This is a genomic window from Noviherbaspirillum sp., from assembly GCF_035627455.1.
GTDB lineage: Bacteria > Pseudomonadota > Gammaproteobacteria > Burkholderiales > Burkholderiaceae_D > Noviherbaspirillum.
Genome location: NZ_DASPLS010000095.1, coordinates 1 through 13396, shown reverse-complemented (window position 1 = coordinate 13396; position 13396 = coordinate 1). Strand labels below are relative to the sequence as shown.

Below are 13396 nucleotides of genomic sequence, written 5' to 3'. Positions count from 1 at the left end.
CCCAGTTGTTGTCATTGGTATCCAGCCCGCTGATGGTATTGCCGCTGACCACCCCGGTGGTGCCGGTGCGCGGGCTGAGGGAACCGATCTGTATCCCGTTCTGGTTCGAGGTGCCGTGCACGCCGACACCGGTGATGGTGTTGTCGAGGATGTTGACGTCAAGCTTCGGGCCCCAGGCGTTGATGCCGGCTTTCTGGAAGGTGGTGATGGTCGAGTTCCTGATCGTGACCGAGACCTTCGCCGCCAGTTCGGCCCGGCCCTCGGCCAGCATGCCGAAGTTCTCGCTCAAGCCGGAGTAATCGCCGCTCACAGGGTCGACCGTGGTCGAGATGTTCTTGACCTTGACGTTGTCGATCAGCGCATTGGTATCGAAGGTGGCGATGCCGATCTGGTGCATCAGGCCGTTAGTGCGGGGGACGGTGATGGTCGGGTATTGGGTGTCGCTCGGCGCCTGGTTGCGGCCGTCGACGGTAAGGTTCTTGACGGTCACCGTGCCCTGGCCGGCGGTGGAGGTGCGCAGGTCGAGGATCGGGATGCGCTCGCGGCCGTGGATGGTCTGGCGGCTGGAGAACTGCAGGTCGGCTCGGTCGGGCGACTCCAGTATCACATTGCCGGCAGCGCCATTGGCCGCGTCGATGGTGACCGCCTTGGTGGCGACGAACTGGCCGCGGTAGCTGCCGTCCTTGATCAGGATGGTGTCGCCGTCGCCGGCCGCCGCCAGCGCCTCGGCCAGGTTGAAGCCGTCGGCGATGTCGCCATCGGTGTCGTAGGCGCTCTGGTCGACGTAGATCCTGCTGCTGGTGACCGTCACGTCCGCCGTGGCGGTATCGGTGCCGTCGGACAGTGCGAAGCGGATGGTGGCGTCGCCGTAGGGCGTGTCGTTGCGGTAGGTGACGTTCTGCATCACCTTCTCGACCAGGGCCTTGGTGGCAGTGGTGCCGCTGCCGCTGAAATCGATGCTCAGCACGCCGCCGCTGTTGGTGAAGGTGGCGAAGGTCTGGCCGCCGGCCTGCAGCACGCCGGCGCCGACGGTGAAGCCGGGATTGGCGCTGGTGTCGAAGCCGAACACGTCGTTGCCGATCGCGGTGCCGCTGCGCTGCACGGTGAGCGTCGCGCCGTCCCAGTCGCCGCTGAATTCCGCATCGCTGATGGCAAGCGCCGTTCCCGCATCGAGCTTGACGCTGGAGCCGGCCGCCGCCAGCGCCACCGATTCGCCGTCGAGGTTGGCGATGGCCGGCGCGCTCAGCACCCATTTGCCCGCCGCCAGTTTCGCGCTGTCGAACAATTGCGCGGGATCTGCGGAAATGCTGCCGGTTGCGTACTCCAGCGCGAGACTGCCCGGCGTTGTCGCATCGACCGAAGCCGCGACATCCGCCTGCAGCAATCGCGCGACGGACGCAATCAGGGCGCGCCCGGCGTCGTCCTTCGCGAGTTCGCAGCCATAAACCAGGAAGTCGCCGCCATCGCCGAGCGCGCGCCCGATGTCTCCCAGCAAACCGGCATTCGGCGCCAGCGTCGCCGCCGACAGCGCGGAGGCGCCGAGGTCGATGCGGCCGCCGGCGCCGTGCGAGAACACGTGGATGGCGTCGATCCCGCTCCGTCCGGCGAGGTGGTCGGCCATCTGTTGCAGGCCGTTTGACCGGCTGTCGAGCACCACGACTTCCGTGCCCGGAACGAGCGCGTCGACCAGCGCCTGCCAGTCGTCGATGTTGTTTTCGACAAATACAATCTCGCGGCTCGCTGCGCCTGCAACTACCTGCGGGTTTTCCATCCTGGCCTCCGGTTCTGGTTGTAATGATTCTTGAAAATGTCGGGCAAAACGCGCCCCTGCCAGGCACGGGGCGGGGTGCCAGCATGTGTGGTGGGAGGCAGGGAGTGCGGCTTAGCCGGGGTCCGGCGTTACCGTGCCTTTCTCGACGCGTATCCTGGCGGTGAAGGCCAGGCCCATCGCGTGCACGGTCTCCAACGGTAGCGGGATGCCGAGTACCTCCTCGCATTTGCGGCGCAGCCGCCTGATCAGCGTATCCATCGTGCGGCGGTCGTAAATGTCCGGGTCATAGCCGATGGCGCGCGCCAGGACCGTGCGCGATACGACTTTGCCCGGCTGTTCCGCCAGCCGACGCAGCACGCCGCATTCGGTTCTCGTCAGGCGCGTCTTCCTGCCGTTCGGCGCGACCAGCATCCACGACAGCTCATCGAAGCGCCACGGCGGCAGCACTTCGCGGCTGCGCACATGCTTGGTCAGGTTGAGCACCACCATCAGCAGTTCGCGCAAATCCACCGGCTTGACCAGATAGGCGTCCGCGCCGCTTTCATAGCCCTTCAGGCGATCATCGATGTGCCCACGCGCCGTCGCCAGCACAAGCGCGCTGCTTCCCGCCGTGCGCACCGCGCTCGCGATCTCCAGTCCGTCGCCGTCAGGCAGGCCAAGGTCGAGCACCACGACGTCGCATTCATGCGTGCGGCTCCATGCCGCAAAACTCGCGCAATCGCCGACCCCATCCGCGACGACGTTTTTCCGGTTCAGCCAGGCGACCATCGCGTCGCGCAGGTCGGGTTCGTCTTCCACGATCAGCACGCGCGGCGGATCGGTGTCCTTCGTCGTCATCGCACACATGTCCGTCTTTTGCTGCGCATCACTGCCTTGCGAAACATCCATGACTGCCTGTTTTGAGTTAGATTATTGGAAAACCATACTAAGAGTAAGGCATTAATTCTGATCAAATCTTACAAAAAGCGACATTTTTGTGACTCCCGGCCCGGAAAAAGAGGCCAGGGCGCCGGCAGGAACCCATGAATGTTAAAAATGACAACATAGAAATCGATCCATTCTCGGTTTGTCTGCGGGATCCCGAACTCGAACGGACTTACCGCGAGGCCCATTTCGAGCGCGACCGCCGGCGGCTTCGCAATCTCGTGTGGACGCTGGCCCTGATCGGCGGCGTCTCGGGGCTGGTGGACTGGTACCAGCATCTGCATGGCAGCCCCGGCCTCGCGCAGATCCTGCCGCTGCGCCTGGCAATCTTTGTCGGCAGCGCCGCCATCGGGTTTTGGGTCGGAACGATCCGCTCGTACCGGAAGATCGAGCCGGTCACGATGGCGTACGGCGTCTTCACGATGATCGTTAACATCCCGCTGGTTGCGACCCATCCCGCGCTTTACCTGATCGGCCCGGCGACGATGCTGGGGACGGTCGTCATCATCTACCTGTACCTTCCGGTGCGTTTCCTGGCCATCGTCGCGATTGCCCTGGGAAATACGATCACCATGTGGTTCGCCTGGGCGGTCTTGCGCGACCCGGCGCCGGAGGCCAATTTCGTGTCCAAGGCCGCGCTTTGGCTCCTGGCAATCAATATTCTCAGCTTCATCAATACGCGCGCGCTGTTTCGCAGCGAGCGTCAGTTGTTCGCACACGGCATCCGTCTCGAACGGGCCTTGCGACAGGAGAGGGAAGTGCTGGATCAGCAGCGCCACTTCATTTCCATGATCTCCCACGAGTTCCGCAACCCGCTGGCCATCATCAAGAGCCAGGCGCAGCTGGCGATGGATGAAGCAGCGGATAGCGGAACCGTCCACACGCAGCGCTATTCGGCGATCGGACGCGCCGCCACGCGGCTCGAAGTCCTGTTCCAGCAGTGGCTGGACGGGGACCGCGCGGTGGCAAACGGCCTCGAGCCGGTCTTTGACCCGGTACGTGTCGGCGACTGGATACCGAGGGTGGCGGCACAGTACGGCGCGCAACCGGCGCGGCTTGTCCAGCTGCCGGTCGCCGGATGCACGGCGAATGCGATGATCCGGGCGGATGAAGCCATGATTTCCGTCGCCCTCGTGAACCTGATCGACAATGCACACAAGTATTCGCCCGCCGACAGCATCGTTACCTTGTCGGTCGAGCTCGACGGCAATGAAGTCTGCGTCCGCGTGGCCGATCGAGGGTCAGGCATCGCGCCGGAAGATGCGGCGCGCATCTTCGAAAAATACGTGCGCGTGCACCACGACCGGGGCACAATGGGACTTGGGATCGGCTTGTTCCTGGTGCGCCAGATCGCGGAAAAGCATGGCGGGAAAGTGGTGCTGGACAGCCGGCCGGGAAATGGCAGCACCTTCACGCTGCGGCTGCCGCTGGCGGGAACGGGCATGTTAGCGCCGGCTGCAGGCTGAACACGAGTGCATTTGGGAGACAATAAAAAACGAGGCGCGTTTGGCCGGCGCGACGCGATTGGGAGAGGCTCCGGTGCGCGCGACGTAGCTGCTGCAGGGCGGCGCCCCCGGAGGAAGACCGGAGGAAGGCAGGACAGAGGCAAAGGGGAGGGGCGCTTGCGGATTTTCTCGAAGCGCCCCCCTTGTTCAGATCAGGTTCAAACCCTTCAACATCACGACGAGAATCAGCAGCGGCGACACGAACCTCAGCAGGAAGTACACCATGTACGCCAGCCTGTCGTTGCGCAGCCGGCCTTCATTCGACAGCGCCTGGCGGAAGCTGTCCAGACCCCATACCCAGCCCACGAACAAGGCAATGAAAATTCCGCCCGCCGGCAACAGGAGGTTGGACGACACGAAGTCGAACAGGTCGAAGAGGTTCATCCCGAACAGCGTGACGCCGGCCAGCGTGCTGTTGGTCAGCGCGCAGGTGGAACCGGTCAGCGCAAGCAGTCCGAGCGTGACGCCGGTGGCCTTGCGCCGGGGCAGCCCGAACCGCTCCTGGATGATCAGCACCGGCACTTCCATCAGCGACAGCGTGGCGCCGGTGGCCGCAATCGCGGTCAGCACAAAGAAAACCACCATCAGGGCCTGGCCCATCGGGATCTGCGCGAACACCGCCGGAATGGTGATGAACACCAGCGCCGGGCCCGCGGCCGGCTCGAATCCGAATGTGAAGACCGCCGGGAAGATGGCAATGCCGGCGAGTAGCGACACGCACAGGTCGGCGCTCATTACCCGCATCGCGGTCGCCGGAATGTCCTGATCGTCGCGGAAATAACTCCCGTAGGTCATCATCGTTCCCATGCCGATCGACAGCTTGAAGAAGGCAAGCCCGAGCGCCGTCAGTACCACGCCGCCGGTCAGCTTGCCGAAATCGGGATTGAACAGGAACGCCAGCCCGTCCGCCGCCTTCTCGAGCGACAGGCTGACCGCGCACAGCAGCACGAGCAGCAGGAACAGCAGCGGCATCAGCTTCTTCGTCAATGCTTCGATGCCCTTGGCCACGCCCAGCAGCAGGATGCCGCCCATCGACAGCAATACCACCCACTGCCAGACCAGGGATTGCACCGGATCGCTGATGAGGGTGCCGAATGCCGCTTCCGTGACCGCGCGGTCGCTGCTGAGCACCGAGCCGGCCACCGACTTTGCCACATAGGCAAACACCCAGGCCACGACTTCGGAATAGAACGACAGGATCAGGAAGGCCGCAAGCATGCCGGAAGCGCCGATCAGCCACCAGGGCAAGCGCCCCGGAGCGAGGGTCTGCAGCGCGGTGATCGGGTTGGCTTTCGCCTTGCGGCCCAGCGCGATCTCGGCAATCATCACCGGCAGCGCGACCAGCAGCGTCGCGATCACATACACCAGCAGGAAGCTGGCACCGCCGTTGGCGCCGGTCAGGTAGGGAAATTTCCAGATATTGCCGAGGCCGACCGCGGATCCGAGCGTCGCGGCGAGAACGCCGAAGCCGGAGCTGAATCCGTCGCGTTTTGCGTGCTGTCCGGTGTGTTCCATGAATCTCGTTACTTTCGAATAGGGGGGCTTACTTGCCGGGGGTTTCATCCTGCGCGATGCAGGCGGCAGCGGTAAACAGGACATCGCTTGAGGAATTCAGCGCGGTTTCCGCCGAATCCTGCAGCACGCCGATGATGAAGCCGACCGCGACCACCTGCATCGCGACCTCGCCGGATATCCCGAACAGGCCGCAGGCCAGCGGAATCAGCAGCAGGCTGCCGCCGGCCACGCCGGAGGCGCCGCAGGCGCAGATCGACGCGACCACGCTGAGCAGGATGGCAGTCGGCACGTCCACGGCAATCCCGAGCGTATGGACGGCGGCCATTGTCAGGACGGTGATGGTAATGGCGGCGCCGGCCATGTTGATGGTTGCGCCCAGCGGAATGGAAACCGAATAGGTATCCTCATGCAATCCCAGCCGCTTGCACAGTTCCATGTTCACCGGGATATTGGCGGCCGAACTGCGGGTGAAGAAGGCCGTGATGCCGCTCTCGCGCAGGCAGGTCAGCACCAGCGGGTAGGGATTGCGGCGGATCTTCCAGTAGACGATGGCGGGATTGACTACGAAGGCGATGAACAGCATGCAGCCGACCAGCACCGCGAGCAGTTGCGCATAGCCGAGCAATGCACCAAGGCCGGCTTCTGCCAGCGTCGCGCCGACCAGGCCGAAGATGCCCAGCGGCGCAAGGCGGATCACGGCCTTGACGATGACCGACACGCCTTCGGAAAGATCGGTAAGCACGGCTCGCGTGGTCGTGCTTGCGCGCCGCAGGGTAATGCCGAGACCGACTGCCCAGGCCAGAATGCCGATGTAGTTGCCGCTCGTGAGCGCCTTGACCGGGTTATCGACGGCGCTCATCAGCAGCGTGCGCAGAACCTCGACGATACTTCCGGGCGCGGCGGCTTTCGTGTCCCCGGCTGCCAGCACCAGGGTGGAAGGAAAGGCGAAGCTCGCGACGACGGCAACGACGGCCGCCGAGAAGGTGCCGATCAGGTAAAGCACAAGGATCGGACGCAGGTGCGTTTGCTGTCCCGGCTCATGATTGGCGATGGACGCAGCAACCAGCACAAATACCAGGACCGGAGCCACGGCTTTCAGTGCCGACACGAACACGTTGCCGAGGAAGCCCGCCGACGCCGCCGCCGCCGGCGACAGCTGCGCGAGCACGATGCCGGCAACCAGGCCGATCACGATCTGCGTGACCAGGCTCGTTCGATGGAAAAGACTGAAAACAGGATAGGTTGTCGTGTTGGCCATGATATAGACAGGAGTGAAATCGGCGGATAGCTGCATGCGGGATGCAGCGAAGGTCCGGGACAGGAGCAGTTGGGCAATACCGCACTGGATTGTGAAACGGACAGCCGGAACGGCAAAAGGCCGAGACTTTACCACGCTTCCGCGAACCAGTTGCTTGACTTGCCTCATGGAAACGTCGAAAGCAACAGCATGGCCGCAGTGAAACAGTGCGGGTTTCTCGCTGTCCGCATCGTTGCCGCGCTGCAGTCGGCAACGGAGCGTGTTCAGCTGCCGCAGCCCGTCCCTTCCTTGCCGCCGCTGCCCCGGCATGAGCCTGCTTCTTGCAATATGCTTATTGCTGAAGCAATATCCGGAATACCGGCCGCGCTGGCAGGAATGCCGGCGCGGCGGGATCGACGGGGCGGGCGCGGAGGAACGATGACGAACGGGCGACGAGGAGGAAGTGTCAAGTCTTTCGGCGCGGGCCGGATCGCGCTCTGGCATGGTGGCATCGTATGGATCGGCCACGCGGGCGAGGAAACCGGTTTTCACTCGCACCACGCAATCCAGGTCACGCTCTCGCTGTCGGGCGGCGCGCTGTATTTCAAAATCCCCGGCGAAGACTGGCAGGCCCATGCCGCGGCAGTGATTGCCGCTCACCAGCCGCATGCCTTCGACGGACGGGGCGGGCTGGTCGCACTGATCCTCATCGAACCCGAATCGCGCGAAGGGCGGGCGCTGCGGCAACGTTACCCCGCCGGCGTCGCCTCGCTTGCGCCGGATGCCCTCGCTGTCGCGGCGGCGGAGCTGAGCGCCGCCTGGGCCGCGGGCACCGGCAACGAAGAACTGGCCGCGCGTGCCCGTGCGGTCACCACCATGCTCACCTCGATGCAGGCGATGCCGCCCGGGCCGCTCGACCGGCGGATCGCGCGCGCGATCGAAGTGCTGCGGCAAAGGATAGGCGAGACCGTCACGCTGAGCGAGGTCGCGGACGCGGTCCACCTGTCTTCCGAGCGCTTCCGGCATCTGTTCCTGCAGGAAACCGGCATCCGCTTCCGGCCGTACGTCCTGTGGCTGCGGATCGAAGTCGCGCTTGCCGCGTACGCAGCCGGCAAGAGCCTGACGGAAGCGGCGTACGCCGGCGGTTTCGCCGATTCCGCCCATTTCTCCCGCACCTTCAAGCGCATGTTCGGCGTGCCGGCGGTCAGCGTCGGGCGCATCTGAAAAGCAGCCGTTTTGTTCAAGCCGCGCCCAGCACGCGCTCCTACACTGGCGTCTCGTTTCCACTGAAAGGAGAATCGCCATGCAGACCCCCATCCAATCCCAATCCCAATGCCAATGCCCTTCCTGCCCCGGTGCCGGCTGTCACTGCGGCTGCGGGACACCCGCCGCGCAGCACGCCTGCCGGTGCGCGCAGCCATGCCGCTGCACCGCCCCCTGCGCCTGCAACCAGCACTGAAGCCTGTCCGTGCTGCCCCGCGCCGGCCTGTGCAATACGCGCCGGTCGCGGGCATTTTCAGCAACGGATGTGCCGGATCCAGATATCAAGGAATAAACGCCATGCTTCGAATACCGCTTCGCATACTTTCCTGCGCCGGCCTCGCCTTGCTGGCGGCCTGCATGTCGCCGCCGTCGGGGCTGGACCTGTCGCTGGACCGGCCCAGCGCCGGCTCCAAATACCGGATCGCTGCGCATTCCCTGGCCGAGCCGGTCACCATCAACAAGATGCACGCCTGGGAAATCCGGCTGCACACGCCGTCCGGCGAAGCAGTCTCCGGCGCCCGCATCAGCGTCGACGGCGGCATGCCGCAGCATGGTCACGGCTTCCCGACCCAGCCGAGGGTGACGCGCGAACTTGGCGACGGCCGCTATCTGCTCGAGGGCATGAAGTTCAGCATGCCCGGCTGGTGGGAAATCAGGCTCAAGGTTGACGCTCCCGCCGGCCCCGACGAAGTCACGTTCAATACGATCATTGCTTCCCGCGCCGCAGGCATCTCCAGTGCTGCCAATACCGCGCGCTGACAGGGGCCGCCATGAAACCAGCAACACGATGGGTCGGCCTGCTCGGCGCCGCGCTGGCGGCCACCGCGGCTGCCGCCACTTTCGGCCTCGCATCGATCGACGGCTGGAGCGCCGATGAAATTACGCTCCTGGCCTCGATCCGGTTGCAAGAGTTGCCCCCGGCGCCGCCGGATACGTCGAACGCCTACGAGGCATCCCCTGCCGCTGCCAGCCTGGGACGGCAGATCTTCTTCGACCGCCGGTTCAGCGGCAACGGGTCCGTGTCCTGCGCCAGCTGTCATGAACCGGACCGGCAGTTCCAGGACGGAAAGCCGCTGGGGCAGGGCATGGGCACCGGCGCGCGCCGGACGATGCCGGTGGTCGGTGCCGGATACAGTCCATTCCTGTTCTGGGACGGCCGCAAGGACAGTCTGTGGGCGCAGGCGCTGGGGCCGCTCGAAGACCCGGCCGAGCATGGGGGCAGCCGCCTGGCGTACACGCATCTGCTGAAATCGCATTACCGCGCGGAGTACGAGGCCGTGTTCGGCGCGCTGCCGGAGCTCGACCGGCTGCCGGAAGACGCAAGCCCGCTTGGCACGCGGGAACAGAGGGCGGCCTGGCGCAGCATGAGCGAGGATGCGCGGCAGCAGGTATCGAGGGTGTTTGCCAACATCGGCAAGGCGCTGGCGGCCTACCAGAAGACCTTGCGGCACGGCGAATCGCGATTGGACCGGTACGTCGACGGCCTCGTCGACCGCGATCCGCGAGCCTTTGCGCAACTCAGCGCGCAGGAGAAAAACGGGCTGCGTATTTTCATCGGCAAGGGGCAGTGCATCACCTGCCATAACGGCCCGCTGCTGACGGACCAGCATTTCCACAATACCGGCGTCGCGCCGCGCCATCCGGGGCAGCCGGATCCCGGACGCCGCGCGGCACTGGCACGCGTGCGGGATGATGAATTCAACTGCCTCGGCCGCTTCAGCGACGCGCAGCCCGAACAGTGTGAAGAACTGCGCTTCCTCGCCACGGACGACCATGCGATGGCGTCGGCGTTCAAGACGCCGGGTTTGCGCAATGTCGCGTTAAGGGCGCCGTACATGCATGCCGGCCAGATCGCAACACTGACCGGCGTAGTCAGGCATTATGCCGCCGCGCCGCCGGCGCAGGCCGGGCACAGCGAACTCAAGCCTGTCAGGCTGTCGGAAAGCGAGGTGCGGGATCTTGTTGCATTCCTCGGCACCCTGTCGGCGGTCGCCGGCCCCGTGCACCCCTCGAACTGAGCGCGCTGCGGCGTTCTTTCGCGGCAATGGGGCGCAGGCGTCGCCCCAGGCATGAAAATCGGGTATAACAGGCACCGGGGCCGGACACCGGCCGGTAATCGCGCACTCGTGCGCGATTGGCAACACGGCGGCGGTAGTTTGCCCCACCGGACGCCCGACAATCACATTTACCCAGGACCATGGCAATGCAGTATCAGCTCGCGATTTTCGATTTCGATGGCACGCTGGCCGACTCATTTCCATTTTTCATCAGCGTGTTTCATGGGCTTGCCGAGCAGCACGGCTTCAGGAAGCTTGATCCGGACGACATCCCGGCATTGCGCCACCGGAGCGCCCGCGAATTGATGCAGATAGTCGGCTTGCCGAAATGGAAACTGCCGCTGGTCGCGGCAAGCTTCATCGCCCTGATGAGGGAGAAGGCGGAAGACATTGCGCTTTTCCCGGGCGTCGACGACATGCTGCATCATCTGTCGCAGGCGGGCGTACGGCTTGCGATCATCACATCCAACTCGCATGACAATGTGGTTCAAATCCTCGGGCCCGCGAATACCGGCCTGATCAGCCATTCCGCGTGCGGGATGTCGATCTTCGGCAAGGCCACCCGAATCCGCAACCTGCTGGAAAAAACCGGGGTGCCAGCCGCCAGGGCGATCTACATCGGCGACCAGGTCACCGACCTGGAAGCGGCGCGCAAGGAAGGCGTTGCGTTCGGCGCCGTTTCATGGGGATACGGAACCATCGAATCGCTCAGGAAGCATGCGCCGGAAGAAGAATTCGATACCGTCCCGGCGATCAAGAGGCTTGCCTGACAACCCATTCGCGCCAGCACGCACTTGCGCCCTCCAGCGCCCGCTCAGCCGCCCGTCTTCGACATGAACCTCAGCGGGCGATAGTCGTTTGTGGTGCTGAAGTCATGGCGGCGCGGTTTTCTTGCAACCGCGCCGAGGATCGCCTCCTTGAGCTGCACCGGTACATACGCGGGGGAGCGAATTATCTGGCTCAACGGCTCGGCCCCTTCGCTGCCGAGGCAGGTATAGAGCTCGCCGGCGGCCGAGACCCGGAGCCGGTTGCAGGTGTCGCAGAAGTTGTGCGAGTGGGGGCTGATGAAACCGACCCGGGTTTCCGTCCCCGGAATGCGATGGTAGCGCGCCGGCCCGCCGGACGATTCCAGCGTCGCCACGAGCGGAAATGCGGCCTCGACGATGGACTTGACTTCCCCGCTGGACATGAAGCTGCCGGCCCTGTCCCGCCGCGCATCCCCGAACGGCATTTCCTCGATAAAGGAAATATTGAAGCCGTTTTCGATCGCGAACTCGACCAGCGGCACCAGTTCCCGGTCGTTGACGTCGCGCATCGCAACCACGTTAAGCTTGATGCCCTCCAGGCCTGCCCATTTGGCCGCCATCAGGCCATCCAGTACCTGCTGCAGCCGGCCGCTGTGCGTGATTTGCGTGAATTTCTCGCTGTCGAGCGAGTCGAGCGACACATTGATGCGGGAGAGGCCGGCGGCGACGAGTGCGTCGACCTGTTTGGCTAGCTGCGAACCGTTCGTGGTCAGCACCACATCCGGCGACAGCGGCAGCGCCTTGATCTCGCGCACCAGCCAGGGCAGATTCTTGCGAACCAGGGGCTCGCCGCCGGTCAGCCGCACCTTGCGCACCCCCAGTTCGGTAAACACCCGCACCAGTTCAAGGTTTTCTTCCAGCGTCATGACCTGCTCCCGCGGCAGGAAACGGGCCGACACGGGCATGCAGTAACTGCACCGGAAATCGCAGCGGTCCGTGACGGAAAGCCGCAGGTAGGAGATAGGCCGGCCGGACCGGTCCTTCAATTCAGTACTGTCGGTTGGATACATGAAGCGAATCCGAAACAAGCGGTGAGCGCCCTCCCGTGAAGCGGGGAGGGCGCCATTTCCAGGCCTCAGACGATCGGCCGGGGCTTCAGGCTCATCTGCGTAAAGCTGTGCTTGTACGGCGATTCGCCCACCTTCACCAGCACGCCGCGCCCGAGCTTGTAGCGATAGTTGTTGGTGATCGGGTCCGGGACCGCGTGCACCACCGCATTTGCCGGCGAACTCGGGAAGTTGAAGTTCGCCATTGCCACCCCGGGGCGCATCTCGTCCGACACGATCGCCACCGCCTTGAAGCGGCCGACCGTCGTCTTGATGTGCCCGTCCTTCAACAGGTTGTTGAAGAACAGGTCGGGATCGAGCACGCCTTGGGGCAGCCCGGTCTGGACGTACAGCGTGTCGTTGACCACCTCGACGAAGTCGCCGGATTCGATGCCTTTACCCTTCGCGTCATCCGGATGGATGTAGATGAAGGAGTCGGGCCAGCGCTGCGCCATGTAATCCTTGCGCAGGTCGTCGAAGCCGGACTGCCAGGTTTCGTTCGCTCGGCCATTGGTCACCCAGATCTCGCCCTTCTCGGCACGCGGCTTCGCTGCCTCGTAGAACTGGATCCAGCCGGGGAACTTCCACGGGCTCTTCAGCAGGATCGCCTTGCCGGAATGCGTGTTGAACGCGTACATGGCCGGGCTCTGCACTTCCGGACCTTCCATCTCGCCCCAGTTGTTGTTCGGGTCGTGCAGGCGCTGCGTGCCGACCAGCTTGCCGTCCCTGACGCGGATCGGCGTCTGGATGCCAGTCGTGCCATAGGTGCGCAGCAGTTCCTGGCCCTTCACGCCTTTTTCCTTTGCCTGCATCACCAGCGGATGATAGTTCAGCACGCCGCCGCGGCCGAAACGCGCCGCTTCCTCGAACACGTCGTTCGAATCCTTCCACGCATAGCTGCCGTCCGCGGCAAACCCCATCTTGTGCGCGAACTTCTGCACCGCCCACCAGTCCGGCTTCGCCTCGCCGGGCGCATCGTAGAACTTTGCGTACAGGCGCAGGCGGCGCTCGGAATTGCAGCGGGTGTAGTTATCTTCGCCCCAGGTCGCGGCAGGCAGCACGATATCGGCAAAATCGGTGCCGATCGGGGCCACCGGATAGATATCGGAATCGACCATTACCGTGCCGCCGGAATCGACGCGCTTCTTCAGGGTTTCGAAGATCGTCGCGCGGTCGAGGCTGGCGATCTGGTGCGCATTGCCGCGCGTGAGTTCGCGCATGCGGTCCGCCAGCGCGTTCGACGCCATCATCGCCGCGACCCAGGTGGTGCCG

General features: G+C 64.4%; 11 protein-coding genes. 5 read left to right on the top strand and 6 right to left on the bottom strand.

Annotated features, from left to right (window positions below; genetic code table 11):
- Together VEC01_RS18275 and VEC01_RS18270 are read right to left on the bottom strand one after the other, a co-directional pair.
- Nucleotides 1-1771: DUF4347 domain-containing protein (locus tag VEC01_RS18275; protein ID WP_324902342.1), on the bottom strand; the 1771-nt coding region annotated here is incomplete at its 3' end.
- A gap of 111 nt (nucleotides 1772-1882) precedes the next feature.
- Complete coding sequence (locus tag VEC01_RS18270) at nucleotides 1883-2608, bottom strand: response regulator transcription factor (protein ID WP_324902341.1); 726 nt, start codon at nucleotides 2606-2608, stop codon at nucleotides 1883-1885.
- A 185-nt stretch (nucleotides 2609-2793) separates the two neighbouring features.
- Here VEC01_RS18270 and VEC01_RS18265 point away from each other — a divergent pair, with 185 nt between their 5' ends.
- Nucleotides 2794-4161: a HAMP domain-containing sensor histidine kinase gene (locus VEC01_RS18265; protein ID WP_324902340.1), complete on the top strand. Its 1368-nt coding sequence runs from the start codon at nucleotides 2794-2796 to the stop codon at nucleotides 4159-4161.
- A gap of 186 nt (nucleotides 4162-4347) precedes the next feature.
- On the opposite strand, the gene VEC01_RS18260 is transcribed toward VEC01_RS18265, so the two are convergent.
- Together VEC01_RS18260 and sstT are read right to left on the bottom strand one after the other, a co-directional pair.
- Nucleotides 4348-5715: a sodium-dependent transporter gene (locus tag VEC01_RS18260; protein WP_324902339.1), complete on the bottom strand. Its 1368-nt coding sequence runs from the start codon at nucleotides 5713-5715 to the stop codon at nucleotides 4348-4350.
- A gap of 28 nt (nucleotides 5716-5743) precedes the next feature.
- Complete coding sequence (gene sstT, locus VEC01_RS18255; protein ID WP_324902343.1) at nucleotides 5744-6973, bottom strand: serine/threonine transporter SstT; 1230 nt, start codon at nucleotides 6971-6973, stop codon at nucleotides 5744-5746.
- 417 nt (nucleotides 6974-7390) lie between these two features.
- Between sstT and VEC01_RS18250 the strand changes: the two genes are divergently transcribed.
- The 4 genes from VEC01_RS18250 to VEC01_RS18235 all read left to right on the top strand — a co-directional run bounded on the left by VEC01_RS18250 (nucleotide 7391) and on the right by VEC01_RS18235 (nucleotide 11042).
- A complete protein-coding gene (locus tag VEC01_RS18250) occupies nucleotides 7391-8176 on the top strand; it encodes an AraC family transcriptional regulator (protein ID WP_324902338.1) in 786 nt (261 codons plus the stop codon).
- 336 nt (nucleotides 8177-8512) lie between these two features.
- Complete coding sequence (locus VEC01_RS18245; protein ID WP_324902337.1) at nucleotides 8513-8974, top strand: FixH family protein; 462 nt, start codon at nucleotides 8513-8515, stop codon at nucleotides 8972-8974.
- 11 nt (nucleotides 8975-8985) lie between these two features.
- Entirely contained in the window at nucleotides 8986-10233 is a 1248-nt protein-coding gene (locus VEC01_RS18240; RefSeq protein WP_324902336.1) for a cytochrome-c peroxidase, read from the top strand.
- A 185-nt stretch (nucleotides 10234-10418) separates the two neighbouring features.
- Nucleotides 10419-11042 (top strand): HAD hydrolase-like protein, encoded by a 624-nt coding sequence (locus VEC01_RS18235; RefSeq protein ID WP_324902335.1) that lies wholly within the window; start codon nucleotides 10419-10421, stop codon nucleotides 11040-11042.
- Nucleotides 11043-11086: 44 nt separating this feature from the next.
- On the opposite strand, the gene moaA is transcribed toward VEC01_RS18235, so the two are convergent.
- Both moaA and VEC01_RS18225 read right to left on the bottom strand, forming a co-directional pair.
- On the bottom strand, nucleotides 11087-12088 hold the full coding sequence (gene moaA, locus VEC01_RS18230; RefSeq protein ID WP_324902334.1) for a GTP 3',8-cyclase MoaA: 1002 nt from the start codon (nucleotides 12086-12088) through the stop codon (nucleotides 11087-11089).
- Nucleotides 12089-12153: 65 nt separating this feature from the next.
- The coding region (locus VEC01_RS18225) for a molybdopterin dinucleotide binding domain-containing protein (RefSeq protein WP_324902333.1) at nucleotides 12154-13396 on the bottom strand (1243 nt) is incomplete at its 5' end.

Coding starts and splice junctions, on each gene's coding strand:
- VEC01_RS18270 (WP_324902341.1), bottom strand. CDS start 2,608: ATGACGACGAAGGACACCGATCCGCCGCGCGTGCTGATCGTGGAAGAC.
- VEC01_RS18265 (WP_324902340.1), top strand. CDS start 2,794: ATGAATGTTAAAAATGACAACATAGAAATCGATCCATTCTCGGTTTGT.
- VEC01_RS18260 (WP_324902339.1), bottom strand. CDS start 5,715: ATGGAACACACCGGACAGCACGCAAAACGCGACGGATTCAGCTCCGGC.
- sstT (WP_324902343.1), bottom strand. CDS start 6,973: ATGGCCAACACGACAACCTATCCTGTTTTCAGTCTTTTCCATCGAACG.
- VEC01_RS18250 (WP_324902338.1), top strand. CDS start 7,391: ATGACGAACGGGCGACGAGGAGGAAGTGTCAAGTCTTTCGGCGCGGGC.
- VEC01_RS18245 (WP_324902337.1), top strand. CDS start 8,513: ATGCTTCGAATACCGCTTCGCATACTTTCCTGCGCCGGCCTCGCCTTG.
- VEC01_RS18240 (WP_324902336.1), top strand. CDS start 8,986: ATGAAACCAGCAACACGATGGGTCGGCCTGCTCGGCGCCGCGCTGGCG.
- VEC01_RS18235 (WP_324902335.1), top strand. CDS start 10,419: ATGCAGTATCAGCTCGCGATTTTCGATTTCGATGGCACGCTGGCCGAC.
- moaA (WP_324902334.1), bottom strand. CDS start 12,088: ATGTATCCAACCGACAGTACTGAATTGAAGGACCGGTCCGGCCGGCCT.